Genomic DNA, 25,934 nt, shown 5'->3' with positions numbered 1-25,934 from the left:
CGCTCTCCGAGCGCGCTCGACTTTCGCGACAAGCGCGGCGTTCCAGCAAGCTCTTTCGGCGCCGGGGCTCTCGGCGCTCTCGTTTTCGGTCGCCGGGTCGCTAGAGTCTCAATCATGCCGGATCTGAGCCAGGTCATCCCGAGGACGGCGTTCCCGCACGACGTGCTTCGGGCGGCCCTGGACGCGCTCGAGGCGGGGCGGCGGGTGGTGCTCGCCTCGGTGGTGGCGCGGCACGGCTCGGCGCCGTCGACGCCGGGGCAGAAGCTCTGCCTCTTCGACGATCTCTCCGCGATCGGCACGATCGGCGGCGGCGCCGTCGAGCGGGCGGCGCTCGGCATCATGGGGCGCGCGCTCGACGAGCTCGCCAGCGCGCCGAAGCTCGAGACGTTCCGCCTGGGCCCGACGCTGGGCATGTGCTGCGGAGGCTCGGTCGAGGTGCTCATCGAGCCGATGCTGCCCGCTGTGCACGTCCTCGTGATCGGCGCCGGGCACGTGGGCGCGTTCGCCGCGCCGCTCCTCGCGTCGCTGGGCTTCCGCGTGACCCTCTGCGACACGCGCGCCGCCGCCGCCGACCCCGCCCGCGTGCCGTCGGCGGCGCCGCTCGCCCGCGCGCCGTCGGCGTACGACGATGCGCCGCGGGATCTCGCGCCGGCGCCGGGGGAGCAGGTGCGGCTCGTGCTCGCCGAGCACGACGACCCGGAGGTGCTGACGGGCCTGCCGAGGGAGCTCGGCGAGGCGGCGGCGCTCGTGATGACGCACGACCACGCCCTCGATCAGGAGGCGCTCGCGTGGGCGCTCGCGCGCGGCTTCGGGTACGTGGGCGGCGTCGGGAGCCGCGCGAAGGCCGCGCGAACGCGCGCGCGGCTCGAGGCGAAGGGGGTGCCGGAGGGCGACGTCGCGCGGGTCAGGATGCCGGTCGGCCTCGACATCGGGGCGCGCACGCCGGCCGAGATCGGCGTCGCTCTGGCCGCGGAGCTCGTCGCGTGGCGCGCGGGGCGGCAGCGCGCTCGATGGTCATCGGCCGGCACGACGTCCGCCGGAGAGGAGCAGGCTGGATGAATCGAGTGACCACGATCGTGCTCGCCGCGGGCGCGGGCAAGCGGCTCGGGGGGCCGAAGGCGCTCCTGGCCTGGCCGTCATCGACGAAGGGCGGGGCCGAGCGGCCGCTGGCGATCGCGCACGCGGAGGCTCGCCTCTCGGCCGAGAGCGCGCGGGTGCTCGTGGTGGTGCGCAGCTCCGTCTTTCACGCGCTGCTGGCTCATGTGCAGCCGGGCATCGACCTGGTCTCGTGGTCCGCGCCGGACGACCTCGGGCCGGCGGGCTCGCTGGCCGTCGCCGCGCCGCGCATCGGCGACGCCGACGCCGTCATCGTGACGCCGGTCGACGTGCCCCCCGCGCGCGCCGCGACGGTGGCGCGGCTGCTCGCCCGCCTCGAGGCGGGCGCCTCCTCGACGACGCCGCCGCTCGCGGTGCGGCCGCGGCACCTCGGCCGCGGCGGGCACCCGGTGGTGCTGCGCACCGAGGCGCTCCAGCGCTACCTGGAGGCCGATCCACCGCCGCTCCGGGATCACCTGAGGGCGCTCGGCGACAGGTGCGTCGACGAGGAGGTGGACGATCCAGGGGTGCTGCACGACCTGAATGTGCCGGTCGACGTGATCCGCGTGCTCGGGGGCCCGCCGCGCTTTCTCGCCTGAAGGCGGCCGGCGATCGTCCCCCTGCGCGGGTCGCGCCGCGCGGCGCGCGCGGGTCGACGCGTCCCGGGGGACCGGGCTATCGTCGGTGAGGAGGAGCATACGAATGGCGACGAGCCCTCCAGCGTCAGCGAGCACCGTGGGGAGCAGCGTGCCCCGTACGGACGGCCCTCCCAAGGTCACGGGGGCGTCGCGCTATGTCGACGACATCCCGGCGATGCCGGGGGAGATCTTCGGGCGCACCGTGCGGAGCCCCGTGCCCCGCGGGATCCTGCGGGGAGTGCGGCTCGACCCCGCGTTCGACTGGAGCGACGTCACCGTCGTGCTCGCCGAGGATGTCCCGGTCAACGTGGTCGCGCTGATCCTGGACGATCAGCCGATCCTCGCGACCGGAAAGGTGAACCACGCCTACGAGCCGATCGTCCTGCTCGGCTGCGCGGACCGGCTGAAGCTCGCGCGGGCGGTCCAGGCCGTCGCGCTCGACATCGATCCGCTGCCGCCGGTGCTCGACGCGCGCGCCGCGCGGGGTGGCGGGGAGATCATCTGGGGCGCCGACAACGTCATCAAGCGGTACCTCATCACGAACGGGCGCGCCGACGCCGCGCGGGAGCGCGGCGAGGCGAGCGAGGCCGCGATCGACGCGGCGCTCGCGCGCTGCGAGGTGGTCGTCACCGGGACGTACGCCTCGCACCACCAGGAGCAGCTCTACATCGAGCCGCAGGGGGTCATCGCCTGGTGGGACGAGGCCGGCGCGCACGCGACGGGCTCGATCCAGTGCCCGTTCTACGTCCACAAGGCGTTCCTGAAGGCGTTCGGGCTCCCTCCCGATCGGATCCACATCACCCAGTCGGTGACGGGGGGCGGCTTCGGGGGCAAGGAGGAGTACCCGTCGATCATCGCGCTCCACGCGGCGCTGCTCGCGAGGAAGAGCGGCCGCCCGGTGCGCATGATCTACGACCGGACGGAGGACATCGAGGCGACGACGAAGCGCCACCCGGCGTCCTGCGAGATCACGAGCGGCTGCGATCGCGACGGCGCGCTGCGCGCGCTGAAGGTCCGGATCCTCATGGACGGCGGCGCGTACGCGACGCTGACGCAGGTGGTCCTGTCGCGCGGCGCCCTCCACGCCGCGGGCGCCTACCGCTGGGACGACGTGTGGATCGAGGCGACCGCCGTGGCCACGAACACGCCGCCGAACGGCGCCTTCCGCGGCTTCGGCGCGCCGCAGACGATCTGGGCGATCGAGCGGCACCTCGACCGCGTCGCGCGGGAGCTCGGCTGCGATCCGCTCGATCTGAAGGCGAAGAACGTGCTTCGCCCCGGCGACTCGACCGCGACGGGGCAGGTGCTCCGCGTGAGCGTCGCGGGCGAGGAGTGCATCACGCGGGCGATCGCGGCGAGCGGTTACCGGCAAAAGCGCGCGGCCGGGCCGGTCGTCCGCGGGCGCGTGGCGCGCGGGATCGGGCTCTCGGTGTTCATGCACGGCGCGGGCTTCACCGGGTCGGGAGAGCGCTACTACAAGGGTAAGGTCGCGCTGGATCTCGTGCCCGGCGGGCGGCTCCGCATCCGCACGGCGTCGACGGACATCGGCCAGGGGACGGAGACGGTGTTCCGGCAGATCGCCGCGGACGCGGCGGGGCTGCCGCTCGATCGGGTCGAGTTCGCGGTGCCGTGCACGACGACGGTCCCCGACTCGGGCCCCACGGTGGCGTCGCGCACGGTGATGGTCGTCGGCTCGATCGTCGAGGCCGCAGCGCGGGAGCTGGCGAGCCGCGTGCGCGCGGAACAGGCATCGGCGCAGGAGCCGCGCGCCGTAGGGGAGGGCGGCGCGGGCGCCGCGGCGGGGCCTCCGGCGCTGAGCTTCGAGGAGGCGGCCGACCGGCTGCTGGCGCGCGAGGGCCAGGTGACGTCGCTCAAGCAGTACGAGCCGCCGAGCTATGTGCGCTGGGACGACGAGGCGTACAAGGGAGACGCGTACCCGTGCTTCGGCTGGGCGTGCGACGTGGTCGAGGTCGAGGTGGACCTCGACACCTTCGAGGTGACGGTCGTCGACTTCTGGTCGGCCACCGACGTGGGCAAGGCGATCCACCCGGTGATGTGCAAGGGGCAGATCGAGGGCGGCAGCCTCCAGGCGATCGGCTGGGCGCTCTCCGAGGAGATCGTCTGGCAGGGCGGCAAGATCAAGAACCCGCGGATGACCAACTACATCATCCCGACGTCGCTCGACGCGCCGCCGTTCCATGTCGTGCTGGTCGAGGAGCCGTTCCCGTTCGGCCCGGGCGGCGGGGCCAAGGGCATCGGCGAGATGCCGATGGATGGCGGCGCGCCCGCGGTGGCCGCGGCGGTCGAGCACGCGACGGGGATCGCCGCGCGCGCGCTGCCGCTCACGCCGGAGCGCCTGCTCGAGGCGGCGCGGGGCGCCGCGGCGCCCCGCCCTTCGGCGGGGGGAGGGAAGCGTCCATGAAGGTATCGCTCGTCATCAACGGCTCGCCGCGCGAGGTCGATCTGCCGCCGCTCTCGCGGCTGCTCGACGCGCTCAGGGGCCCGCTCGGGCTCACGGGCACGAAGGAGGGGTGCGCGGAGGGCGAGTGCGGCGCGTGCACGGTGCTGCTCGACGGCGACCCCGTGAACGCTTGCCTCGTCGCGATCGGGCAGTGCGAGGGGCGGCACGTGACGACGGTCGAGGGCCTCGCATGCGCCGGACACCTGTCGCCGCTGCAGCGCTGCTTCGTCGAGGAGGGGGGCGCGCAGTGCGGGATCTGCACGCCGGGCATGCTGCTCTCGGCGGAGGCGCTGCTCGCGCGGAGCCCGGATCCGTCGGAGCTCGAGGTGCGCGAGGCGCTCGCTGGCAACCTGTGCCGCTGCACCGGGTACCAGCGGATCGTCGAGAGCGTCCGCGCAGCCGCCGCGCTGCGCCGCGGCGGGGGAGGGGCGGCGCCGTGAGCCTCGCCGATCTGCGCCTGTTCGAGATGCGGCACGTCGCCGGGCTCGGCCCGCTGTGCGAGATCGTGGCGGAGCGGGCCGCGCTCGGCGCGCCGGTCACGCTCCTGGCCGGCGGCACCGACTGGGTCGTCGAGCAGGAGCTCAGGCCTCCGCTCGATGTCGCGACAGGGAGCCCGGCGGCGCCGCTCGTCGTCGACGTGTCCCGGCTCTCGGAGCTGCGGGGTATCTCGCTCTCCGGCGACACGCTCCGGGTCGGCGCCGCGACGACGTACCTGGAGATGCTCCGGAGCGACGCCATCGCCGCGCGGGCGCCGCTCCTCGCGCGGATGAGCCGCGACGTGGGCGCGGTGCAGATCCAGGCGCGCGGCACGCTCGGCGGCAACCTGGCCACGGCGTCGCCGGCCGCCGACGGCGTCGCCGCGCTCGCCGCCTACGACGCGACCGTCGTGGTGCAGAGCGTCCGCGGGGAGCGGCGCATCCCGATGAGCGCCCTGCAGACGGGCTACAAGCGCACGTCGCGCGCGCCGGACGAGGTGATCGTCGCCGTGGAGATCGCGTTGCCGGCGCCCGGGTCGCCCTGGTACTGGCGCAAGATCGGCGCGCGACGGGCGCAGGCGATCTCGAAGGTCGCGCTCGCGGGCGTGGCCGAGGTGCGATCCGGGCGCGCCGCGCGGCTCGGGCTGGGGATGGCGTCGGTCGCGCCGACGACGGCGCTCCTGCCGAGCGTGCGCGCGCTCTGCATGTCCCGTCCGCTCGCCGAGCTCACCGCGGCGGAGATCGACGCGGCGGTCGCGCAGGACATCTCGCCCATCGACGACGTGCGCTCGACGCGCGCCTACCGGGAGCACTGCGCTTGCGGGGTGGTGCGGGAGCTCCTTCGGCAGCTCGGCGCGCCGGTATGATCATTCCATCCAGTCGAGCTGCGCGGCCTCGGGCCTCCGGCTGCGCCCGCCGGGGAATGTCGGCCGCTCGTACGCTGGCGGCGGGAGCGGAGGTTCCGCGTCCATGTCGTGGCAGCGCGCGCATCGCCGCGGGGTGGTGGTGCCGGCCTGGAAGATGGTGACGCAGCCGCAGGCTGGGCAGATCATGCCGATGTCGTAATTCATGAGCACTCCTCGACGACGAACGCTCCGGGGCGGTCCGAGCGGCGGGAAGATGCGCTGAAGGGGCGACGTGGTTGCGACGGCGCGGCAACATCGCGTGGAAGCTCCGGCCCTGCGGGGCAGCCCATCGGAGGCGCGTCGTCGAGAAGCCCGTCCTCTTCCATTCCCATTCCGAACGCGCTCCTGCGCCTGATTCCATGCCGAACGCGCTCCTGCGCCTGAGAACGAGGCGGCCTCTCTCGGACCGGCGGAGGCCTTCTGTGGCTGCGCGGACGGCGGTGCACGCTCCTTGTCGTCTGCGCTGCCGTCTGGCGTGAGCGCACGTCGCCGTGCGCTGTTCAAGGGCTACTCGATGTTGACTTTCATTTGTAGTAGGCCCCTGATGACCGCGAGTTCGACACGCCGCGAGCCCACCGAGCTCGCGATGCGGTGTGATTCGGTGGATTAGTAATACATATTACATGTCAACGCAGACCCGTCCCTTCCGGGCCCGTCTCGGGCTCGCTGTTCCCGTGCTTCTGATCACCGTGGCCGGGGTCGCTCATGCGCAGTCTCCTGAACCGAGCGCGGAGGCCCCGGGGGATCCAGCGATGCCGGGAGCGCCTCCGGGCACGGGAGCGCCGGCGGCGGGCCGGGACGCACCTGCACCGGCGCCGGCGGCACCTCCCGGCGATGCGCCGGCGGCACCTCCCGGCGATGCGCCGGCGGCACCTCCCGGCGATGCGCCGGCGGGGGACCAGGATGCTGCTGCGCCAGCGCCGGCGGCGGCTCCCAGCGCTGCGCCGGCGGCACCCTCCGGCGATGCGCCGGCGGTGAATCATGAAGGCGCTGCACCGGCGCCGGCGGCGCCTGCCGGCGACGCGCCGGTGGAGGTGACGGTCGCGGGCACGCGCGTGACGCGGACCGCGGGCTCGGCTCATGTGATCAAGAGCCGCCAGCTCGAGCGCTTCGAGCACGACGATCCTCACGCCGTGCTGGTCAGCGTTCCCGGCGTGTACGTGAGGGGCGAAGACGGGCTGGGCCTGCGGCCGAACATCGGTGTTCGCGGCGTCAACCCCGATCGCAGCAAGAAGGTGACGCTCATGGAGGATGGCGTCCCCATCTCTCCTGCGCCGTACTCCGCGCCAGCCGCTTATTACTTCCCGCTCATCACCCGCATGTCGAACGTGCGCGTGATCAAGGGGCCAGGGGCCATCGCCTATGGCCCGCAGACCGTGGGTGGCACCGTGGATCTCGTCACCCGCTCCGCCCCGTCGCTCGCGTCGGGCGCGCTCGATCTCGCGCTGGGCCAGTACGGCTACGGCAAGGCGCACGCCTATGTCGGGACGAGCGACGGTCAGATGGACTTCCTCGTCGAGGGCGTGCACCTGCGGAGCGACGGCTTCAAGGAGCTCCCGAGCGGCGCGGACACAGGGTTTTACCGCAACGAGGTGATGGTCAAGGGCAGTTACCTCGTCGACCCGGCCGCCCGCATCAAGAACGAGCTCCGCCTCAAGCTCACCTACTCGGAAGAGCTCTCCAACGAGACGTACCTCGGCATCACGGACGGGGACTTCGAGGAGGACCCGCTCCGCCGTTACGGGGTGACCGCGCTCGACCGCATGCGCAACCACCGCACCGCGGTCGCCGTGACCCACGTGCTCGAGCCGTCGCGCGACCTGTCGGTGACGACGACCGTGTACCGGAACGACTTCTCGCGCGTGTGGCGCAAGGTGAACGGCTTCCGCGGGGCCAACCTGTTCGACGTGCTCGCCGCCCCGGACACGCCGCAGAACGCGGTGTACCACGCCGTGCTGACCGGGCAGCTCGACAGCTCGACGCCGGGCGAGGCGCTGCTCATCGGCCCCAACGAGCGCGACTTCGTGTCGCAAGGCGTGGAGACCCGCGTCCGCTGGAACGTCGCCACGGGGCCCGTCTCGCACCGCGTCGAGTACGGCCTGCGCCTGCACCACGATCGGGTCGAGCGCCGCCACAGCGAGAACGGGTTTCTCGTGCTCGGCGGCGCGCTCGTGCCGGACGGCGGACCGACCGTCGTGACCCAGTTCAACGAGGCATGGACCGAGGCGGTCGCGCTCCACGCGAGCGACGCGATCACCTGGAGAGCGCTCACGGTGACGCCCGGCGTCCGGATCGAGCTCATGCGCTCTGCCCTCGTGGATCGCGCGGCGGGGCGCGAGCAAACGCGGCTCGCGCAGGCGCTCCTGCCCGGCGCCGGCGCCTACCTTGCGCTCACCGAGGCGCTCGGCCTCCTGGCCGGGGCCTACCGAGGATTCAGCCCCCCGGCCCCGGGGAGCGACGAGCACGTCGAGCCCGAGCTCAGCGTGAACTACGAGGGCGGCGCTCGCTTCGCCGACGGGCCGCTGCGCGCGGAGATCATCGGCTACTTCAACGATTACTCGAACATCACGGATGTCTGCACGCTCTCCAGCGGCTGTCTCGACGCGGACCTCGATCGCCAGTACGACGCGGGCGAGGCCCGGATCTACGGAATCGAGGCATATGCGGAGCACGAGGTCCCGCTCGGCCAGCTCAAGCTGCCGATCACCGCGGCCTACACGCTCACCCGCACCGAGTTCCTCTCGAGCTTCGCCTCGGACGACCCCATCTTCGGCCGCGTCGTGAAGGGAGACGAGATGCCCTATGTCCCGCGGCACCAGGCGAGCCTCTCGGTCGGGGTCGAGCACGAGCGCGCCGGCGTCGCCGTGGGCGCCACCTACATGTCCGCCATGCGGGAGAAGGCCGGCAGCGAGCCCATATCCCGGGCGCTCGCCACCGACGAGCAGCTCCTCTTCGACGCGAGCGCCAAGGTGCGTGTCGTCGGGCCGCTCGTGCTCTACGCGAACGCGCGGAACATCCTCGGCTCCCAGTACATCGTGTCGCGCCGGCCCTTCGGCGCTCGGCCGAACGCGCCGCGCTGGATCCAGGTCGGCGCCAAGGCATCATTCTAGAGCGGCGGTCACCCGCACAGGAGACGGGCCCAGATCGGCGTTTTCGGCGCGCAAGCGCACTCGAGTGCGCTGAGCACCGAAAACGTCGAGGTGGGCCCGTCTCCGAAGCGGGTGACCGCCGCTCTGCGCTGCATGTAGGAGAGGCGGGCGGAAAGCGAGCGGGGCGCCCGACGTGGACGCGCGCGTCGATCAGAGCGGGCGGATGTGGGGGGGAGGCCCCTCTGGAGCTGGAAGGATGTAGGGCGCCGGGCCGAGACCGTCGCGGACCGCGGCGAGATCGACGCCGGGATCGATGAGGCGCGCGATGCGGCGGCCGTTGAGCGAGACGAGGGCGTCGGCGCGCACCTCCACCGGCCCGCGGCCGCGGCGCTCGAAGTCCTCGCGGATGTGATGGGAGAGCTGCAGGATGAGATCGGGCTGGCCCGCCATCTCGCGCTCCTGCAGGCGCGTCAGGTACTCCCGCGGGCTCACATGCCATGTCCGGCCGGTCTGCCTGCTGCGGACGATGAAGGTGACGCTCCCGTTCTTCTCGCGCACCATCACGCGCCAGGAGAAGCGCATCCCCTGCTCGTGCCAGCGCACGTTGCCGCCGTACGCCAGGAAGCGGAGCGGCATCGCGAGCTGAACCGCGCAGTACGCGGCGCCCAGCGCGAGCCCGAGGGCGCGCAGCGATAGCGAGGGCGGCGCCGCCGGGGGGAGGGCGGGGTCGTCTGTGGGCGCTTGCGGCGCTTGCGGCGCTTGCGGCGCTTGCGGCGCTTGCGGCGCGTGCGGCGCGCCGGCGCCACCGTGGGCGGGGAGCGCGCGCGCTCGGAGCCGGGAGAGGAGCCGCCGGGGCCACTCCGGGGGGAAGAACACGAGCGCGGAGAGGACCATGATCACCGGGAACATCCCGATCGGAAACAGCGAGCGCGTGACGACGTGGAACAGGATCACCGCGGCGTACGCGAAGGGGCGGAGCCTCCGGCAGAGGAGAAGCCAGACGACGCTGGTGTCGAACAGGAAGCCCGCCCAGCTCATGAGCGGCGCGGCCCACGGGTGCGTGAAGAGCGGGCCGAGGACCGGCATGTCCGTGCGCGAGCCGAGCCAGATGCGGAGCGGCTGCGCGTGCAGGAGCCAGTCGGCGTGGGCCTTCGCGAGCCCCGCGAACGTGTACACGACGCCGACCTGGAAGCGCAGCAAGTAGAGCCACGCAGCGGAGACGGAGCGCTCGCTGCGCCGAGAGAGCAGCGCGTCGATGGACCAGGCGCGGTGCGCCGGCGACGCCGCGAGCAACAGGCCCAGCAGGCTCGCCAGGTAGTAGTGGTTGAGGTACGTCGTGACGTCGATGACCTGCAGGTAGGTGAAGCCGGCGACGAACAGGGGCGCCGCGACGCGGAACATGAAGCCGAGGGCGAGCGCCAGGGCGAGCGCCGCGAGCGCCCAGAACAGGGCGTGCATCCCGGCCGGCGAGAGCGGCTCGACCCACGCGAGGCCCCAGTACTTGAAGTGAAAGCTGGGCTTGACGAAGAACTCGTCGATCCAGCCATACGCGATGAAGCGCGCCATGCTCACGCACATCGTGAGCCCGAACAGGGCGCGGAACGCCGCGAGCCAGGCGATGTCGATCGGGCGAAACAGCGCTCGATGCAGCGCCGCGGCCGCGCGCGACCACGCCGCCGCGAGCCCCAGGGGGCCCGCGCGGCCAGGGGGCTCAGTCGTTGTCACCTTCCGACGACTGGGGCAGCTCGAGGTTCAGCGCGCTGACGAACTCCGTCTTGAGCAGGTCCGTCAGGGCCTTCACGGCGGTGTAGACCGACTCGACCTTCGCCCGGTCGGTCGAGAGCGCCTGCTCCAGCGGCAGGTCGAGCGCGTCCACGGCCGACTGGGCTCCCGACAGCGCCTGCAGCATGCGATCGGCGAGATCGGCCGAGTCGACCGCGCGCAGCCAGTCGTCGAACCCGACGCCCTCGCCGCCCTCGCCGCAGCCCTGGAACAGGCGCCGGAAGCCGCGCAGGTTGGCCCGGATGTGCGCCGCCGAGGCGAGGGCGAAGCGGGACTCGAGCGCCTCCGGGCAGGTGGGCGTGACGCAGTCCTCGGTGAAGCCGAGCGGGCGCCCGAGCTTCCAGTCCTTCAGCTCCTTCTCGACATAGAACATCGCGTCGCTCACCGCGTTGAGCGCGTCCTGCTCGGTCGCGAAGACGGGGCTTCCCTGGCCGGCCTGGATGAGCTTCTCCCGGAAGCTCCCCGCCTCGGGCGCCCATGCGCGCGCGAGCGCGCCCGCCTGGGCGAGCACGTCCGCGGCCGCCGCGGCGGCGTAATCGGCCTTGCGCTGCGCGAGCTCTCCCGCGCCGAGCGCCGCCCAGGTGCGGTTCGCGTTGATGGGCGAGTACTGCGAGCAGGCGTTGTCGCCGCCGCCGTAGAAGACGAGGTACTCGAGCGCCGCGAGGCCGCGCCCGTTGATGAGCGACGAGGAGAAGCTCGGCTGCGCATAGGCGCGGCTCACGATCTGCTCCTCGATCTTGCACCGGCTCACGAGGGGCCAGGAGTAGATCTGATCCCGGAGGTCCTGTCCTCCGGGCTGCGTGGAGCTCGCCGCGGGGCCGAAGCGGAAGAGCTCCACCTCCTGCCAGACCGCCATGGCGGCGAGCCAGGCGCCGCGCGCGGCGGCGGCGCTCGGCTCGCCCGGGCCGCGGGCGAGGGCCGCGGCGCTCTCGTGCAGCGCGCGCGCCTGCGCCTCGAACTCGCAGGCGCGGTTCAGCGCGCAGTCCGCCGCTGCGGTGATCAGCTTGGCCTTGCTGAAGGGGCCTTCCGCGACGGGGACCGGGGGGCACACGTCGCCGGGGGCCGGCTCGCCGCCCCCCGCGCCCCCCGCGCCCCCCGCGCCAGAGGTCGTGGCGATCGTGGAGGAGGCCGCCGTGGTGCTCGTGGCGCCGCTCCCGGTCGACGGCACGGGTGCGGACCCGCCGCTGCCTGGCGGCTGCGCGACGCCGGGCCCCGCGCCCTGGCCCGTATAGACCACCTCGTCCGGGGGCGGCTTGCGGCACCCGGCGGCCGCGGCGACGCCGACGAGCGACAGCAGGAGCGCTGTCGAGAGGCGGCGGCCCGCCCTCTCGCTCCGGGCGCGGTTCATTGTCGGCCTCACGCTGTTCATGCTGCCTCTCCGAGATACGGGCGCTCGCCCGGGGCCCGCCGGCGTCGCGGCGGCCCCGAGCTCGTTTCGCGCGAGAATCGTCCGTCGTACCCTGCCCGTCAACACGGAGGGAGCGCTCCCCCGCCTGTCAGCGCGGCGCGGCGGGGGGCGCCTCCCGGCGCGCGTCGGTCGTGTGAGCGTCAGTCCCTCTGCGCCGGGACCGGCAGCAGGACCAGGGTCGCGTCGTCGTCCTCGGGACCGTCGCTGTCGGACCGGTACCCGGCGGCCGCGAGCCATGCGCCGTTCGGCGAGAGCGCGACGCCGTAGAGCGAGTCATCGGGGCGATCGAAGCTGTAGCGCCGGTATCCGTTCGGATCGAAGCGCGTGTCCAGGGCGCCGTTCTTGTCGAACAGGGCGATCATCCCGTCGACGTTGCCCGTCGCGGGGGTGGCGCTCCCGACCATCACGACGCGATCGTCGGGCAGGGCGAGGAGGTTGCGCCCGCGGTCGTTGTCGCCGGCCACGTCGAGCAGGACGCCGCCGCCCACGCCCCAGGAGGGGTCGAATCCGCCCGTGGCCGTGACGCGGAAGGACACGAGATCCACGGCCCCGCTCTCCTCGGAGCGCCCGTATCCGGTGGTCACGTACTTGCCGTCCGACTGGCGAGCCGCGCCGTAGGCCTCGGCCATGCCGAGCGGGAACGGCGCGAGCCTCACGACGCCGTCCGACGAGAAGGTCGTATCCGGGGTGCCGTCCTGGTTCAGCCGCAGCAGCACGATCTGGTTCCTGCCGCCCACGCTCGTGTAGCCGGAAGAGAAGATCTTGCCGTCGGCCTGCACGAACCCGTTGCGCGGGTTGTCGCCCAGGTTCAGCCCGTCGACGTCGAGCGTGTGGACGCCCTCCGTCGCGAACGTGGTGTCCAGGGCGCCGTTCGCGGTGAGCCGCACGATCGCGCGATCCCGATCGGCGCGAGCCGCCGCCTTCCTGCTGGCGAAGAGGACCAGCCGATCGCTCGCGTCGCGGTCGACGCCCCAGAGCAGATCGCCCGTGTTGCCCTCGCCGGCGCCGAGATCGTGGATGGCGATGCCCTCGGTGCCGAAGGTCGTATCCAGCGTGCCGTTGCTGTTGAACCGCACGACCGCGAGATCCGCGTCCGACGGCGTGGCGCTCGGGTCGTGCTCGACCTGGCCGGCGAGCACGATCTTCCCGTCCGACTGCAGGACGATGCCGCGCGCGGTCTCCGTTGTCTTGCCTGCGACCACGTTGACCCTCGCGACCCCGTTCGTGCCGAAGGTCGTGTCGAACGAGCCATCGGTCTTGAAGCGCGCCACCGCCATGTACGTGTCGCCCGCCACGGCCACGTGCCCGGCAGCGTAAGCTCTGGACTCGGCGTCGAACGCGACGGCCCAGAAGCGGTCGTCCGTGGCTTCGTCGAGCGCCACGACCCCTGCGAATCCGGTCGACCAAGGCTCTTCGCCTGTGTCGCTGCCGCCGGTACCGCCGCCCTCGCCAGCGCCGCCGCCGCCTGTGTCGCTGCCGCCCGTGCCGCTGCCGCCCGTGCCGCCGCCCTCGCCAGCGCCGCCGCCGCCTGTGTCGTTGCCGCCGGTGCCGCCACCCTCGCCGGCGCCGCCGCCGCCTGTGTCGCTGCCGCCGGTGCCGCCGCCCTCGCCGGCGCCGCCGCCGCCTGTGTCGCTGCCGCCGCCTGTGTCGCTGCCGCCGCCCTCGCCGGCGCCGCCGCCGCCGCTGCTGCTCGTCGAGGGAGCGCCGCCAGCGCCGCCGCCCCCGGAGTTCGCTGAGCCGTCGGAGTCGTCTCCGCACGCAGCCACTCCGCCGAGCAGCACGCACCAGGAAAGTCCGAACGTCGCGAGCACGGTCCGCTGCGCGGACAACCAGGTTCTCTTCACAGGCATGGTCGGCAATCCCTTCATGAACATGAAAATGAAAGTCGTTATCTTTGTTGGATATAATCTTGCATGCCGTCCACGCTGTCAAGAGATTCTGCTGTCGCTATCCCGCCAAGGCCTTTCCTCGCTGGAAATGCCGCCTGGAGGTGAAGGTGTGGAGATGGTGCGGTGGGTGGGGGAAGCGCGGCGTGTGACGCGCCTTTGACGATGCCCGCATTGCGCCGCGCGACGCTGTCCGAGGCACCGCGCGCGGGCAGCCTGCTCGGCGATCGATGACCGCTCGGCGCGCCGTATCGGCGGAGCGACTTCGCCTGGGGGGGGTCGGTTTCCTTCCGGAGCACGGAGGATCGCGGCCCGTCGGCCGGAAGGGCGGCCGGCCGAGGTCGCAGCGGGAGTCCCGGCGGAGGCCGGGCCAGCGGCGTTCGGGCGCCGCGCAGGCTGCGTCAGAGCAAGGTCAGGAGGCGTCGGGCGCGGGCCTCGGCCGCCTGGATGATCTCCGCGGACTCCGGCTCGGGGAGCTCGAGCTTCTTGGTCAGCGCTGCGATGTACTGCTTCTCCGCGTCGTGCTGCTCGCCGTCGACGAACGTGAGCAGCACGGCGTGCTGCAGCAGCGCGCGGCGGTCGTCGCCGCCGAGCTCGCCGAGCGGCACGTCGTCCAGGGTCCTTCGCTGGGAGGCGTAGGCGCGGATCTCCTTCGCCTGGTCCTCGTTCGCCTCGAACGCCGCGATCAGCCCCTCCACCATCTCGCGCTCGGCCTCGTGGAACTCGCCGTCCGCCCACGCCACGCTCACGAGCGACTTCACGATCGCCATGCTCTGCTCTTGCATGACGACGAGTGTCGTCGCTCCCCCGGGGCAACGTCAATCGTGAGGGGAGGGCGTCCTCGCCTCGGCGCGCGGGACGATCTGGAGCGCTCCCCGTGCGAGCGGCTCCGTCAGCGAGGCGAAGACCTCCGGCCGCAGCGTTCCAGCGAGCCCGGCGCAGAGCAGGGCGAGCGCGAGGAGCGCAAGCCACAAGGACAGACCTCGCCGGCGCGGGGCCACCAGCGGCACAGGCGGCCTGCTGCCGTCGTCCATCAGGGCGACCGGAGCGGATCCGGGCGTGGCGCGCTCGGATGCAACGGGGCTCAGCGCCCCGGCGAGCGGCGGGCGCGCGCCGGGGATGGCGCGCGCGGAGGTGCCGGAGACAGCAGCGACCGGCGGCGGCGTGAGGGTGAGGTCGAGGCCAGCGAGCGCCTTCATGCTGCGCGCCGCGCGGCGCTGCGCGCTGTGCTCGGACTGCGCGACGAAGCGCGCGACGAGCTCGTCGACCCGGGAAGCGCCTGCACCGACGCCATCCGCGGGAGGGCGCGCGCTCCGGGATCGCCGCGAGGCGTTCCACACGATCGCATCGATGGGACCGAGCTCCGCCGGGCACGGCGTCTCTTGCGGCTCTGCGTCGGCGGGGGGCTGCGCTGATGCTGCATCCGCGGGCGCGAGGTCAGCGGAGGGCTGCTCGGGAGCCAGATCGGCGGGCGGCTGCTCGGGAGCTGCTGCGTCTGCGGGCAGTTCCTCGGGAGCCAGATCGGCGGGCGGCTGCTCGGGAGCTGCTGCGTCTGCGGGCAGTTCCTCGGGAGCCAGATCGGCGGGCGGCAGCTCGTGAGCTGCGTCCGCGGGCGGCAGCTCGGGAGCCAGATCGACGCGCGGCAGCTCGGGAGCCAGAACAGCGGGCGGCAGCTCGGGAGCCAGATCGGCGCACGGTTCCTCGGGAGCTGCTGCGCCCGCGAACAGTTCCTGGGGTGCTGCGCCCGCGGGCGGCGCGCCGGCGTGCGCGGTTTCCGGACCGTCGGTCTCCGCCGCCAGCAAGGCCTCGATCGGCGCGGCCGGAGCCGTCGGGTGCGGCGCGGCCGGAGCGTCGTCGTCGCGCTGCGCCGGAAGGGGCCAGGGCAGCGTGTGACGCGCTGCTGGTGTCTCCTCGAACGGCGCGACGGCCGCTCGAGGAACCGCGGGCACGGCGAGGTGTGCCCGACGAACGAGCGGCCAGGCGCCATAGGCCGGTGTGACCTGGAGCGCCGCGTCCGCCGCCATGAACTGGATGGCGGGCGCGCGCGACGTCTCGATGAACTCCGGGACCTCGCTCACGCTGGCAGGCGCGTCCGCCAGGTGCGAGAGCACGGCCCCGTCGGCGGCCTCCCTCTCCTCCCAGACGGCCATGGCCACGGTCGGCGTCGGCTCCTGCGAGAGCGGTGCGACCTCGGCGGGATCCGGGGAGAGCTCGACGAGGATCGAATCGGTCGGCGTCGGTTCCCGGGAAGACAGCGCGACGGCGGCGGGAGCAGGGGAGAAGTCGACGAGGATCACCTCGATCCCCTCGGGGCTCGTGAGCGCTTCGCTGCAGGCAGAGGAGCCGCTGACGACGAGCGATGGCGCGGGCACGGGCCGCGCTTCTTCAGGAGCGATCTCCGCCGCCGCGCGCGCGAGCGGGGCCACCGGCGCGATCGTCCGAGCAGGCTCGATGAGCTCCGGGATGACCGGGATCTCGGCCGGCGCTGCGGCCCCATGGAGCTCAACCACCGCCTGCACGACGGTCGGGGTCGGCTCCGGCAGCGCCTCGACCTGCTCGCCGGCGTGCGCAGGCGCCGGCGGGTTCTCGGGACACGGCGCGACAGCTACCGCCCCGGCAGCATCGCCTGCGCTCGCAGGCGCCGGGGGCGCCACCCCGGCGATTGCACACGCGACGAGCCCGGGGCTGAGCGTGAGCTCCACGACCGCAGGTGCGACCGGGCCGGGGCTGAGCGTGAGCTCCACGATGGGATTCGGCAGCGGGGCAGCGGGGGCGTCGCCGCGCGCGGCAGCGGGGGCGTCGCCGCGCGCGGCAGCGGCGGTCGCATCGCGCCGCGCTTGCTCCGCTTGCGGCGGCGACATCTCGTCCGCTTCCGGCGCCGCAGGCTTCGCCTGGACCTCCGGGCGCGGGCGCCTGAGCCGACCGGCCTCCTTCGCGCGCAGCGTCTCACGGGCGAGCCGCGCCAGCGCCCGCCGGGCGGCGTTGCGGTTCACCGGGATCAGCGCGGCCTCGAGCTCCCGCGCGACGGCTTCCGGGTCCTGCTCGTGCGCGGGGCGCGGGCGCGCCGTCGCCGTGAGGTTGGGCATGCTGCCAGCGGACACGGCGAGGAGCCGGGCGAGCAGGTCGCGGAGCAGCCGCGCGGCCTCGGCCGGCGCCACAGCGTCGCCGCGCGTGCGCACCGTGACGGTGCCCTCGGTCGTGAGCAGCACCGCGCGATCGTCGAGCCTGAGGGGCAGGCGCGACGTCGCGTCGCTGACGGCGAGCGCGAGGTAACCCGAGGTCTCCGGCACCAGCGAGGCGCTCCGCGCGTGCGCCGCCGCGACGACCTCCTCCAGCGTGACGCACGCGCTCACGAGCGCCCCCGGCCCGCCGCGTCGCCCGGCCCGCTTGCGCGCGCCGGCCTGACCGGCACCCCCGCCGCCTCGAGGTACGCCTTCGCTTCGCCGATCGTGTACTCGGCGTCGTGGAAGATCGACGCGGCGAGCGCGGCGTCGGCGCCGCCCTCGACGAGGCCGGCGCGCAGGTGATCCAGCGTCCCGACGCCGCCCGAGGCGATCACCGGGACCGGCACGGCCCGCGCGATGGCGGCGGTCAGCAGGAGGTCGTAGCCGTCCCGCGTGCCGTCGCGGTCCATGCTCGTGACGAGCAGCTCGCCCGCGCCCGCCCGCGCGATCTCCTCGGCCCACGCGACCGCGTCGCGCCCCGTGTCCCGACGGCCGCCGTGGGTCACCACCGTCCAGGCCACGCGCGAGGGATCCGCGATCCGGCGCGCGTCGATCGCCACGACGATCGCCTGCGCACCCCAGCGGTCCGCGGCGCGCCGCACGAGGTCGGGATCGTTGACGGCGGCCGTGTTGATCGCGACCTTGTCCGCCCCCGCGTCGAGGAGCGCCTTGATGTCCTGCTCGGACTTGACGCCGCCTCCGACCGTCAGCGGCGTGAACAGCACCTCCGCCGTGCGCGCCACGACGTCGAGGATGATGCCGCGCTTCTCGTGCGACGCGGTGATGTCGAGGAACGTGATCTCGTCCGCGCCCTCGGCGTCGTAACGGCGGGCGGCCTCGACGGGATCGCCGGCGTCCCGCAGCCCCACAAAGCGGACGCCCTTCACGACGCGGCCGTCCTTGACGTCGAGGCACGGGATGATGCGCTTCGCGAGCATACGTCCCGCGTTAGCCTACCTGCCACGCCAGGGCCAACTGTTGCGCTGTGCGCCCGCTCCGGCGCCGCGGGGGGGCTTCCTCGCGCGCCTCTCGCACGTTTTGCCGGCATTTCCGGCCGCCGGGGAGGCGCAGCGCGCCGGCCGCAGCGCCCGGAGCCTGACCGCGCCGCGGTTCCTCGCTACCATGGCGCCATGCACTGCCCGCACTGCGGGAGACCCGTACCCGAGGGCTCGATCGCGTGCCCGCACTGCGGCGCCGCGCTCGCGCCGCCGGGCGGAGCGGCCGGCTACTACGGCATGAAGCCCGCGGCCCGCACCATGGTCGGCGTCACGCTCCCCGACCTGCTCCGACAGACGCCGTCCGCCCCCGCCGATCCGGGCGGCGCGGGCCCCGGCCAGGCCGCGCTGCCGCCCATGGCCGGCGGGCCGGCCGCCGCCTCGCGCACGATCGTCGGCATGCCCGCCGCGATCTTCGGGGCGGCGCCGGCGCAAGCGCAGGCCGATCCGCGCCTGGCCGGTGGCACGCTCGTCGTCGGGACCCCGGCTTCCGTGGCCCCGGGAGCGCGCCTCGACGCGCCCGCAGCGCCGTCCGCGCCGCTCCACGCTGCGCCGGGTGAGCTGCGCCTCGACCACACCGTGCCGATCGCCCCGGGCCTCGCGGCGCCGCGCGCTCCGGTGCCGCTGCCCGCCGTGTCGCGGACGCTGGTCGGCGTCGCCCGGCCGGGTATCGCGCCGCTCGCGCCCGGCGCCCCGGCCGACCCCGAGCCCGATCCCGAGCTCGACGCGCGCTACCAGCCGGCCGGAGAGCTCGGCGCCACGATCGCGCCGGCGCGCTTCCGCGCCCCTCCGCTGCAGAACCCGGCGCTCATGCGCCCTCATCGCCTCAAGCAGCGGCTCCCGCCGCCGAAGGGCGAGAGGCGCCCGCGCACGTCGCGTCGGGCCGTCGCCGTCGTCGTCGCGGGCGGCGTGCTCGCGCTCGGCGCGGTCCTGTTCGCGCTCCTCTGGCCGAGCGCGCCCCCGGTGACCGCGCGCGCCCGCGCCGACGCCGGGGGCCGCGAGGTCATCGAGCTCCGGTGCGACAGCTGCCCTGACGGCACCGCGGTCTCCATCGGCGAGGGGCGCGCGACCACCGCCGGCCGCGTCGCGCAGATCCCGCTCGCGAGCCCGCTCTCCGTCGGCGAAAACCGGATGAAGGTCGCCATCGACCGCCCCGGCAGCGGGCGCGACGAGACGGTCGGCGTCTCCATCCACGTCGCCTACCGGCTCCGGCCCGACCTCGGCACGCTGCAAGGGGAGCGGCCCTCGATCCAGGTCGTTGTCGAGGCGAGCAAGGGCACGCAGGTGATCCTCGACGGCAAGGCGGTCGCGCTCACGAGCGGCCGGGCCATCGAGTCGATCGACGTCACCGACGCGGTCGCGGGGCCCTCGGACGAGACGAAGACGCTGAGCCGGCAGGTGCCGTACACCGTCACGCCGCCCGACGGCCCGCGCGAGCAGGGCATGGTGAGCGTCGCGGTCGGCATCGTCCCGCTCACCATCGAGTCGCCCGGCCCGAGCGTCGTCATCGACAAGGAGAGCTTCGTCCTCGCCGGGCGCACGGCCCGCGGCGCGCAGATCTTCGCCGGCGCGCACCCGATCGCGGTTCGCCCCGACGGCACCTTCGCGCACGTGATGAACGTCTCGTCCGTGGGCGCGACCCAGTTCGAGGTGCGCGCGAAGATGCAGGGGATGGCGCCGCGCATCGCGAAGCTCGCGGTGCGCCGCGTCGACCGGCTCGACGCCGCCGCGAAGGAGTTCGCCGGCCGCGGCCCGATCGGGTACGCCGAGCTCGCCGCCGGCGGGAAGGACCACATCGGCAAGCCGATCGCGCTGACCGGCGAGGCCCTCGAGGTGCGCCGGCAGGGATACGCGACGCTGATCCTGCTCTCGATCCCGCCCGCGTCCGGCTGCAAGGAGGGCGGCGCGGCCGCCGCGAGCGCGAGCCCGGGCGCCGCGCCGCGCTCTCCGGAGGCGTGCAAGGTCCGCCTCGTCCATGGCGCCGACAACCCCGCCCAGCGCGGGGACATCCTCACCGCCTACGGCAGCGTCGCGCCGCCGTTCGTCGCGCCGGGCGGCGCCGAGATCCCCGAGGTGCAGGTCGAGTTCACCGTGAAGGGCGGCCGATGAGCGCCGCGCGCACCACGGCGCCCAGCCCGAGAAGGCCGCGTCGCGCCCGGACGGCGGGCCTCGCCGCGGCCGCGCTCCTGCTCTCCGCCGCGGCGCCGCTCGCCTTCGCCGACGCCGTCGACACGAGCCGGCCGCACACGATCGTGGTCGGCGCGCCCCGCGGCTTCGCCCCGAGCGAGCGGCTCGACGCGCGCCGCACGGGCCGCTCCGCCGCGCGGCTGCCCTTCCCGGCGCGCGAGGCGTGGCGAAAGCAGCTCCGCGGCGGGATCGACGCTGCGCCGCTCGCGGACGCCGCGGGCGATCTCCTCCTCACGCTGACGGTCCCCGAGGTCGTCAAGCTCGGCGCGGACGGCCGGGAGCGCTGGCGCGTGCGCATCGGCGACAGCGCGCCGCTCGCGCCCGCCGTGCTCACGAGCGACGGCACCCTCGCGCTGATCACCTCGTCCGGCGTCGCCGTCGGGCTCACGCCCGCGGGGAGCGTGCGCTTCGCCGTCCCCCTCGGCCTCCGGGGGCGCGACGCCGACGTGACGCCCCTCGCGCTCGACGACGGCGGGCTCGTGGCGGCCCTGGGGCGCTCCCTCGTCGAGCTCGCCGCGGACGGGACCGTGCGCGCCCGCGCCGAGATCGCGGATCGCGCGACGGGCGCCTTGCTCGCGGGCCCTGAAGGCACGCTCGTGACCACCGAGTCGGGCGCGGTGCTGACCTGGCGTCCGCCCGGCGCGCCGAGGCGGCTCGGCTCTCTCGGCGGTGTACCTCGCCGCGGCGCGGCCCTCGCCGACGCCCGCACGCTGCTCGCGGTCGTCGACGCCCGCCGCCTGGTCGCGCTGGATCTGCCGACAGGGACCGCCGGGGTCCGCGCCGGCGCGGCCTTCAGCGCGCTCGACGGGCCGCCCGCCATCGGCGCCGGGGGCGTGGCCGTGGTCCTGTCGACGACCGGGCTGCTCCTCGGGGTCAACGCGTCGGGCGACCTGGCGTTCCGGGTCGCGATCGACAGGCCTCCGGGGTCGCCACCCGCCGACGGCGGGCTCTCCGGCTTCTTCGGCCCGGTGGACGCGAAGCCGAGCCCGCCGGTGGTGATCGATCGCACCGGCCGCGTCGGCTTCGTGCGCGCGGGCGGACGCGCCGGCGTCGTCGAGGCGGACGGCAATGTCTCCATCGCGGCCGAGCGCGTCTGCTCCGCGCCGGTCGCCGTCATCCCTGCCGGCGAGGAGCGGATGGCGATCGCCTGCCGTGACGGCACCGTGGTGATGCTGGCGCGCTAGCGCCAGCCGTCGCTCGTGCCCAGAGCTGCGTGTCGATGGCCGAGCTGGTCGGCAGCGCCAGCCGACCAGCTCGGTCGATGGATCCTGCGTCCTAGCTTGCGGTGCGCGGGATCCACTGCTTCCAGGTGCCCTCGTCCTCCCAGTACAGCTCGGACTCGGCCGCCCTCGTCTTGTACCGCGCGATCGTGATCTGCTCGTCGAGCGCCGCCACGCCGGTCTCGTCGTACAGGGGGGCGGCGAGCGCGTCTTCGGGGATCATGTGCATGCTCACGACGAACTCGTCTGCATTCGCCTCGACGATACAGAACCCGTTGCTCGTGGCGTTGCTGAAGGCGAGGTACGGATTGGCCTTCTGCATGCTGTCGTCGATGTCGATGTCCTCCGCCTCCAGGACGCCTTTCAGCGTCGGATGGCTCGCCAGCTGCTTCGTCAGCACCGAGCGGTACGTGGCCGACGAGATCGCGGCGCCGCCGAATTCCACGATCTTGGCCGTGGCGCCCTCCACGGCGGCCGTCCCTGCGAGGAAGGCGCCGAGCTCGCCGGTGATCGACACCACGTTGCCCTCGACCGCGGCGAGCATCCCGATGAGCTCGTCCCGTTCCTTGCGGAAGCCGTCCCAGCCGTCACAGCTCAGGTAGAAGTGCCGGGTGAGCGACTCCTGCTCGGGCTCCGCGGGTTGCGTTGTGTGGGCGAGGACGAGCTGTGAAAGGGGGGATTCGTTCCCCCATACCTTCCAGGTGCTCCGGGACTCCTCCATCGTCTTCTTGAACCAGGCTCTCTGCGCGTCTCCCATGACGACGCCCCGCTCCACGTCGGCCTTGAGAGCGATCCTCGAGATCGGGTCGAAGGATTCCTTGACGACGAGGTGACGCGATCCGAATGCGCTGTAATAGTCCGTCTTTCCGAGATCGGCGTAGGCGAACCCGACGTCCATGAAGCTCATCTCGCTTGCGCTGATGAGGGGCACCTGCTCGGTCTCGGGCCTCTGCTCGTTCAGCTTCGCGACGATCTCGTTGACGACGCTGGCGCTGATGGGGCGCGGCGACTCGTTCTGAGCGAACCCGAGGAGCGGGTCAAAGCCGAGCAGGGGAGCGGCGATCTCCAGCGCGTCCTTGTATCGAGTCAACACGTCGATGTCCTCGATGTAGTGGCTCCTGTAGGGGGCCAACGCCTCGATCTCTGCCTCGTTGAACTCGTCCTCGATGTCCACCTTCCGCGCGATGACCTTCCCCGGAAAGGCGTCCTCCGGGATCAGGTGATCCGCGCGGTAGGAGCGGAGATCCGTCATCACGAGGTGGACGTGCTTCCCGAACGAGAAGTCCCGGTAGATGGTGATATCGTCCGGGTACTCGACCGCGCTGTCGTAGCGGAACTCGTCGCCCTCCGGATCATTCGGGTATTCGGCCGGCATGTACTCGAACCAGGCCTGGTTCGCCGCCTTGCGCCGGTACTCGTCCGTCTCCGGCTCTCGGCCGTCCAGATAGGCCGCCGTCGCGCCGTGGCCATCGTCGGAGAACTCGTGATCGCCCCAGACAGCGATCATGGGAAAGAGCTCGTGGACCCGCTGCAGCGCCCGGTCGGACCGGTACGTCTTGTAGAGCTCCCGGTAATTGCTCAGCGACTTGGCCGCGTGGTAGGCCGCGCCCTCCGCCGGCTGGAAGGCGATGGCGCCGTCCACGTCGGAGAAGGAGATGCCGCGCTGCCCCGGGGGGGCCTGGAGGCTCGGGTTCCCGGTCGTCTCGTGGATGTAGCCCCCGAGGTGGACGACGAAGTCGAGCTCCTCTTTCGCCAGGGCCACATAAGCGTTGTAGTAGCGACCGATGTAGTCCTGGCCGGACACGAAGGCGAAGCGCACCGGCACGTCCGCGCCCCGCGCGGGCGCCGTCCGCGTGCGCCCGACGCGCGAGCGGACGCAGCCTTCTCCAGTGATGTAGTAGAAGCGGTAATAGTACGTGGTGCCGGGGCTCAGGCCGTTCACCTTGATCTTGACGCAGTGATCGAACTCCGCCCGGGCGGTCACGCGGAGCTGCGTGCTGCCCGACCCCACCGTGGCCACGTTGTCGGAGCTCGGGTTGAGCACCACGAGCTGCGTGAACCCCTCGTCGAGCGCGACCACGAGCGCCAGGTTGAGATCCGACTGCGGCTGCTTGCTATCGATGAGCCGGGTCCACAGCACGACGCTATCGTGCCGCGGATCGCCGGAGGCCACCGACTGCGGGAAGAACCCGTCATCCTCGTGCGCGTCGCATGCGCCGACGGCGTCACCATCATCGGAGCAGGCAGTCGGCACGACCACCGAACCAGCGGTCACCAGGGTGGCGCGAAGAAAGTCTCGGCGTCTCATCATCGATTCAAGTCCTCCAACGACGGATACACCCCGAGCGCTGCGCGCGCAACGGCGGCGCCGGTGCCCCCGTTGCGCGCGCAGCGCCGCCGCCGCGCGCGGCGCTCCTCGCGCTCGCTCGAGCGGCGCGGGTCGCAGCATGGCGCCTCCTCGCGAGGAGCGCGAGCGCCACTTGACGTGCCGAGTCAGGCGGCATCTCGTGTGCGCCCTACCCGCTGAAAGCACACCATGTTCCAGACGAACCTCTCCTCCGAAGCGCTGCGCGGCGCGCTCTCGCGCCTCCGCAGCGGGCGTTCTGTCTTCGACCACACGGGCGCGCGCCAGCCGGTCCATACCGTCTACGGCGGCGCCCACCTGTTCAAGGCCGACACGGCCCGGAAGCTCGGGGCGGTGGCCCTCCGCGCCGTCGAGGAGCACGCGCCCGACTTCGCCGTCTTCGCGCGGGCGATCGGCCTGCCGGGGGCCGAGGGGCTCCCGGAGGGGCGCGCCGACGCCCTCGCGCTCGCGGCCGCGATCGAGGCGGGCGGGGGCGCGGCCGAGGGCGCCTCCGGGGCTGCGCGGCTCGCGCACGCGGTGCACGCGCGCGTGCTCGACAAGCTCCGCCGCGAGCCCGTGGAGGACCTGCGCATCGATTTCGAGGACGGTTACGGCGTGCGCCCCGGAAACGAGGAGGACGCGCACGCCGCCGCCGCCGCGCGCGAGGTCGCCCTCGGCATGGCCGCGCGCAGCCTGCCTCCGTTCCTCGGGATCAGGATCAAGCCGCTCGGCGACGGGTGCGCCGAGCGGAGCCTGAGGACGCTCGACGTCTTCTTCTCGGCGCTCATCGCCGCGTCGGGCGGCGCGCTCCCGCACGCCTTCGCGGTGACGCTGCCGAAGGTGGTCGCGCCCGAGCAGGTCGCCGCCCTGGCCGACGCCCTCGACGCGCTCGAGGGCGCGCTGCGGCTGCCGGCCGGCTCGATCCGGATCGAGCTGATGGTCGAGACCCCGGCGTCGATCATCGGCCCGCGCGGGGAGATCGCGCTGCCCGGGCTGGTCGAGGCGGCCCGCGGGCGGTGCGTGGCGGCGCACTTCGGGGCCTATGACTACACCGCGAGCTGCGAGATCACGGCCGCCCATCAGCACCTCGCCCACCCGGCGTGCGACTTCGCGCGGCACGTGATGCAGGTCGCGCTGGCCGGCTCGGGGCTCTGGCTCTCCGACGGCGCGAGCAACCTCCTGCCCGTCGGCCCGCACCGCGCGCGCCCCGGCGGCGCGCCGCTCACGCCGCAGCAGAGCGAGGAGAACCGTCGCGCCGTCGTGGGCGCGTGGCGGCTGAAGTACGGTCAGGTTCGCCGCGCGCTCGAGAGCGGCTACTACCAGGGCTGGGACCTCCACCCCGCGGAGCTGCCGGTCCGCTACGCCGCCACGTACGCGTTCTTCCTGGAGGGCGTCGATGCGGCCGCCGCGCGGCTGCGGAGCTTCGTCGAGCGGGCCGCCCAGGCGACCGTCGCCGGGACGGTGTTCGACGACGCCGCGACGGGGCAGGGCCTCCTGGGCTTCTTCCTGCGCGCGATCGGCGCGGGGGCGATGACGGAGGGCGAGGCGGCGGAGAGGACCGGGCTCACGCCGGACGAGCTCAGGGGCCGATCATTTCAGGCCATCGTGGCGCGCCGGAGCGCGTGATAGGAGAGCACCGGAATGGCCCGGTTCGCGGAGGGCCCGAGCGGCGAGGAGGACCGATGAGCGCGATCACGACGCATGTGCTGGACACGTCACGGGGCTGCCCGGCGAGCGGCGTGCTCGTGGTGCTGGAGGTAGGCGACGACGGCGCCTACAGGGAGGTCGGACGGGGCACGACCGACGGCGACGGCCGGCAGAAGGGGCTGCTGCCGCCCGGCGAACGGCCCCTCCAGGGCCGCTACCGTCTCACCTTCCACACAGGCGCCTATTACGCGGCGCTCGGATGCGAGAGCTTCTATCCCACGGTGTCGATCCTCTTCGAGATCCGGGACCCGGCGCAGCACCATCACGTCCCGCTGCTGCTCAGCCCTCACGGCTACACCACGTACCGAGGCAGCTGAGCGCGCATCCGCGCGAGAGCGCCGTCCTGCGCGGCGAGCGCGACGCGCGCGCCTGCCGTCCGTGGTGCGCCCGGAGGCGCCGCGAGGTCGACGGCCCGGCGGGGTGAAGGAGGTGTCCCACATGATACGATGGCGGGTGCCCGTCGGTGGGCGACTGTGAGGGTGAACGGTGGGCGCTCTACGGATTCGTTCGGGTGAAG

General features: G+C 73.5%; 18 protein-coding genes. 10 read left to right on the top strand and 8 right to left on the bottom strand.

Going from position 1 to position 25,934, the window contains the following annotated elements; translation table 11 throughout:
• Positions 1–114 precede the first annotated feature (114 nt).
• The 5 genes from WME73_RS32795 to WME73_RS32775 all read left to right on the top strand — a co-directional run bounded on the left by WME73_RS32795 (position 115) and on the right by WME73_RS32775 (position 5,536).
• Positions 115–1,059 (top strand): XdhC family protein, encoded by a 945-nt coding sequence (locus WME73_RS32795; protein WP_437912084.1) that lies wholly within the window; start codon positions 115–117, stop codon positions 1,057–1,059.
• Positions 1,056–1,694 (top strand): nucleotidyltransferase family protein, encoded by a 639-nt coding sequence (locus tag WME73_RS32790; RefSeq protein ID WP_437740289.1) that lies wholly within the window; start codon positions 1,056–1,058, stop codon positions 1,692–1,694. Before WME73_RS32795 ends, WME73_RS32790 begins: the two co-directional genes overlap by 4 nt.
• A gap of 103 nt (positions 1,695–1,797) precedes the next feature.
• A complete protein-coding gene (locus WME73_RS32785) occupies positions 1,798–4,155 on the top strand; it encodes a xanthine dehydrogenase family protein molybdopterin-binding subunit (RefSeq protein WP_437912083.1) in 2,358 nt (785 codons plus the stop codon).
• Complete coding sequence (locus WME73_RS32780) at positions 4,152–4,634, top strand: (2Fe-2S)-binding protein (protein ID WP_437740287.1); 483 nt, start codon at positions 4,152–4,154, stop codon at positions 4,632–4,634. The genes WME73_RS32785 and WME73_RS32780 overlap by 4 nt, the downstream gene beginning before the upstream one ends.
• Positions 4,631–5,536 (top strand): FAD binding domain-containing protein, encoded by a 906-nt coding sequence (locus tag WME73_RS32775; protein ID WP_437912082.1) that lies wholly within the window; start codon positions 4,631–4,633, stop codon positions 5,534–5,536. Before WME73_RS32780 ends, WME73_RS32775 begins: the two co-directional genes overlap by 4 nt.
• On the opposite strand, the gene WME73_RS32770 is transcribed toward WME73_RS32775, so the two are convergent.
• A complete protein-coding gene (locus WME73_RS32770) occupies positions 5,537–5,740 on the bottom strand; it encodes a hypothetical protein (RefSeq protein ID WP_437740285.1) in 204 nt (67 codons plus the stop codon). It abuts the gene before it with no gap.
• An 809-nt stretch (positions 5,741–6,549) separates the two neighbouring features.
• Between WME73_RS32770 and WME73_RS32765 the strand changes: the two genes are divergently transcribed.
• Positions 6,550–8,685: a TonB-dependent receptor family protein gene (locus WME73_RS32765; protein WP_437912081.1), complete on the top strand. Its 2,136-nt coding sequence runs from the start codon at positions 6,550–6,552 to the stop codon at positions 8,683–8,685.
• Positions 8,686–8,874: 189 nt separating this feature from the next.
• Here WME73_RS32765 and WME73_RS32760 read toward each other — a convergent pair whose 3' ends face one another.
• From WME73_RS32760 to hisF, 6 genes are all read right to left on the bottom strand, one after another.
• Positions 8,875–10,389 carry an HTTM domain-containing protein gene (locus WME73_RS32760; protein ID WP_437912080.1) on the bottom strand — a complete coding sequence of 505 codons (1,515 nt, stop codon included), beginning with the start codon at positions 10,387–10,389 and terminating at the stop codon, positions 8,875–8,877.
• Positions 10,376–11,815, bottom strand: a complete 1,440-nt coding sequence (locus WME73_RS32755) for an imelysin family protein (protein ID WP_437912079.1) — start codon at positions 11,813–11,815, stop codon at positions 10,376–10,378. Before WME73_RS32755 ends, WME73_RS32760 begins: the two co-directional genes overlap by 14 nt.
• A gap of 179 nt (positions 11,816–11,994) precedes the next feature.
• Positions 11,995–13,704, bottom strand: coding sequence for a delta-60 repeat domain-containing protein (locus WME73_RS32750; RefSeq protein WP_437912078.1), 1,710 nt, complete (start codon positions 13,702–13,704; stop codon positions 11,995–11,997).
• Between the two features lie 437 nt (positions 13,705–14,141).
• Complete coding sequence (locus tag WME73_RS32745) at positions 14,142–14,525, bottom strand: TerB family tellurite resistance protein (RefSeq protein ID WP_437740280.1); 384 nt, start codon at positions 14,523–14,525, stop codon at positions 14,142–14,144.
• Between the two features lie 33 nt (positions 14,526–14,558).
• Complete coding sequence (locus WME73_RS32740; protein ID WP_437912077.1) at positions 14,559–17,093, bottom strand: hypothetical protein; 2,535 nt, start codon at positions 17,091–17,093, stop codon at positions 14,559–14,561.
• Positions 17,090–17,902 carry an imidazole glycerol phosphate synthase subunit HisF gene (gene hisF / locus WME73_RS32735; protein ID WP_437740278.1) on the bottom strand — a complete coding sequence of 271 codons (813 nt, stop codon included), beginning with the start codon at positions 17,900–17,902 and terminating at the stop codon, positions 17,090–17,092. The genes WME73_RS32740 and hisF overlap by 4 nt, the downstream gene beginning before the upstream one ends.
• A gap of 192 nt (positions 17,903–18,094) precedes the next feature.
• Between hisF and WME73_RS32730 the strand changes: the two genes are divergently transcribed.
• A complete protein-coding gene (locus WME73_RS32730; protein WP_437912076.1) occupies positions 18,095–20,068 on the top strand; it encodes a zinc-ribbon domain-containing protein in 1,974 nt (657 codons plus the stop codon).
• On the top strand, positions 20,065–21,330 hold the full coding sequence (locus WME73_RS32725; RefSeq protein WP_437740276.1) for a hypothetical protein: 1,266 nt from the start codon (positions 20,065–20,067) through the stop codon (positions 21,328–21,330). The genes WME73_RS32730 and WME73_RS32725 overlap by 4 nt, the downstream gene beginning before the upstream one ends.
• A gap of 91 nt (positions 21,331–21,421) precedes the next feature.
• Here the strand turns inward: WME73_RS32725 and WME73_RS32720 are convergent, their stop codons facing one another.
• Complete coding sequence (locus tag WME73_RS32720) at positions 21,422–23,677, bottom strand: alkaline phosphatase D family protein (RefSeq protein ID WP_437912075.1); 2,256 nt, start codon at positions 23,675–23,677, stop codon at positions 21,422–21,424.
• Positions 23,678–23,902: 225 nt separating this feature from the next.
• Here WME73_RS32720 and WME73_RS32715 point away from each other — a divergent pair, with 225 nt between their 5' ends.
• Positions 23,903–25,336 (top strand): DUF6986 family protein, encoded by a 1,434-nt coding sequence (locus WME73_RS32715; protein ID WP_437912074.1) that lies wholly within the window; start codon positions 23,903–23,905, stop codon positions 25,334–25,336.
• A 56-nt stretch (positions 25,337–25,392) separates the two neighbouring features.
• On the top strand, positions 25,393–25,734 hold the full coding sequence (gene uraH / locus WME73_RS32710; protein WP_437740273.1) for a hydroxyisourate hydrolase: 342 nt from the start codon (positions 25,393–25,395) through the stop codon (positions 25,732–25,734).
• Positions 25,735–25,934 lie beyond the last annotated feature (200 nt).

This window comes from Sorangium sp. So ce302, assembly GCF_051530145.1.
Taxonomy (GTDB): domain Bacteria; phylum Myxococcota_A; class Polyangia; order Polyangiales; family Polyangiaceae; genus Sorangium; species Sorangium cellulosum_B.
The sequence above is the reverse complement of the archived record's forward strand: the minus strand, read 5'-3'. Positions and strand labels throughout refer to the sequence as shown.

What these genes read in the sequence shown, in the direction of transcription:
- WME73_RS32720 (WP_437912075.1), bottom strand. Translation starts at nt 23,677, where the DNA reads ATGATGAGACGCCGAGACTTTCTTCGCGCCACCCTGGTGACCGCTGGT.
- WME73_RS32795 (WP_437912084.1), top strand. Translation starts at nt 115, where the DNA reads ATGCCGGATCTGAGCCAGGTCATCCCGAGGACGGCGTTCCCGCACGAC.
- WME73_RS32770 (WP_437740285.1), bottom strand. Translation starts at nt 5,740, where the DNA reads ATGAATTACGACATCGGCATGATCTGCCCAGCCTGCGGCTGCGTCACC.
- WME73_RS32790 (WP_437740289.1), top strand. Translation starts at nt 1,056, where the DNA reads ATGAATCGAGTGACCACGATCGTGCTCGCCGCGGGCGCGGGCAAGCGG.
- uraH (WP_437740273.1), top strand. Translation starts at nt 25,393, where the DNA reads ATGAGCGCGATCACGACGCATGTGCTGGACACGTCACGGGGCTGCCCG.
- WME73_RS32780 (WP_437740287.1), top strand. Translation starts at nt 4,152, where the DNA reads ATGAAGGTATCGCTCGTCATCAACGGCTCGCCGCGCGAGGTCGATCTG.
- WME73_RS32755 (WP_437912079.1), bottom strand. Translation starts at nt 11,815, where the DNA reads ATGAACAGCGTGAGGCCGACAATGAACCGCGCCCGGAGCGAGAGGGCG.
- WME73_RS32785 (WP_437912083.1), top strand. Translation starts at nt 1,798, where the DNA reads ATGGCGACGAGCCCTCCAGCGTCAGCGAGCACCGTGGGGAGCAGCGTG.
- WME73_RS32750 (WP_437912078.1), bottom strand. Translation starts at nt 13,704, where the DNA reads ATGCCTGTGAAGAGAACCTGGTTGTCCGCGCAGCGGACCGTGCTCGCG.
- WME73_RS32715 (WP_437912074.1), top strand. Translation starts at nt 23,903, where the DNA reads ATGTTCCAGACGAACCTCTCCTCCGAAGCGCTGCGCGGCGCGCTCTCG.
- WME73_RS32730 (WP_437912076.1), top strand. Translation starts at nt 18,095, where the DNA reads ATGCACTGCCCGCACTGCGGGAGACCCGTACCCGAGGGCTCGATCGCG.
- WME73_RS32745 (WP_437740280.1), bottom strand. Translation starts at nt 14,525, where the DNA reads ATGCAAGAGCAGAGCATGGCGATCGTGAAGTCGCTCGTGAGCGTGGCG.
- hisF (WP_437740278.1), bottom strand. Translation starts at nt 17,902, where the DNA reads ATGCTCGCGAAGCGCATCATCCCGTGCCTCGACGTCAAGGACGGCCGC.
- WME73_RS32725 (WP_437740276.1), top strand. Translation starts at nt 20,065, where the DNA reads ATGAGCGCCGCGCGCACCACGGCGCCCAGCCCGAGAAGGCCGCGTCGC.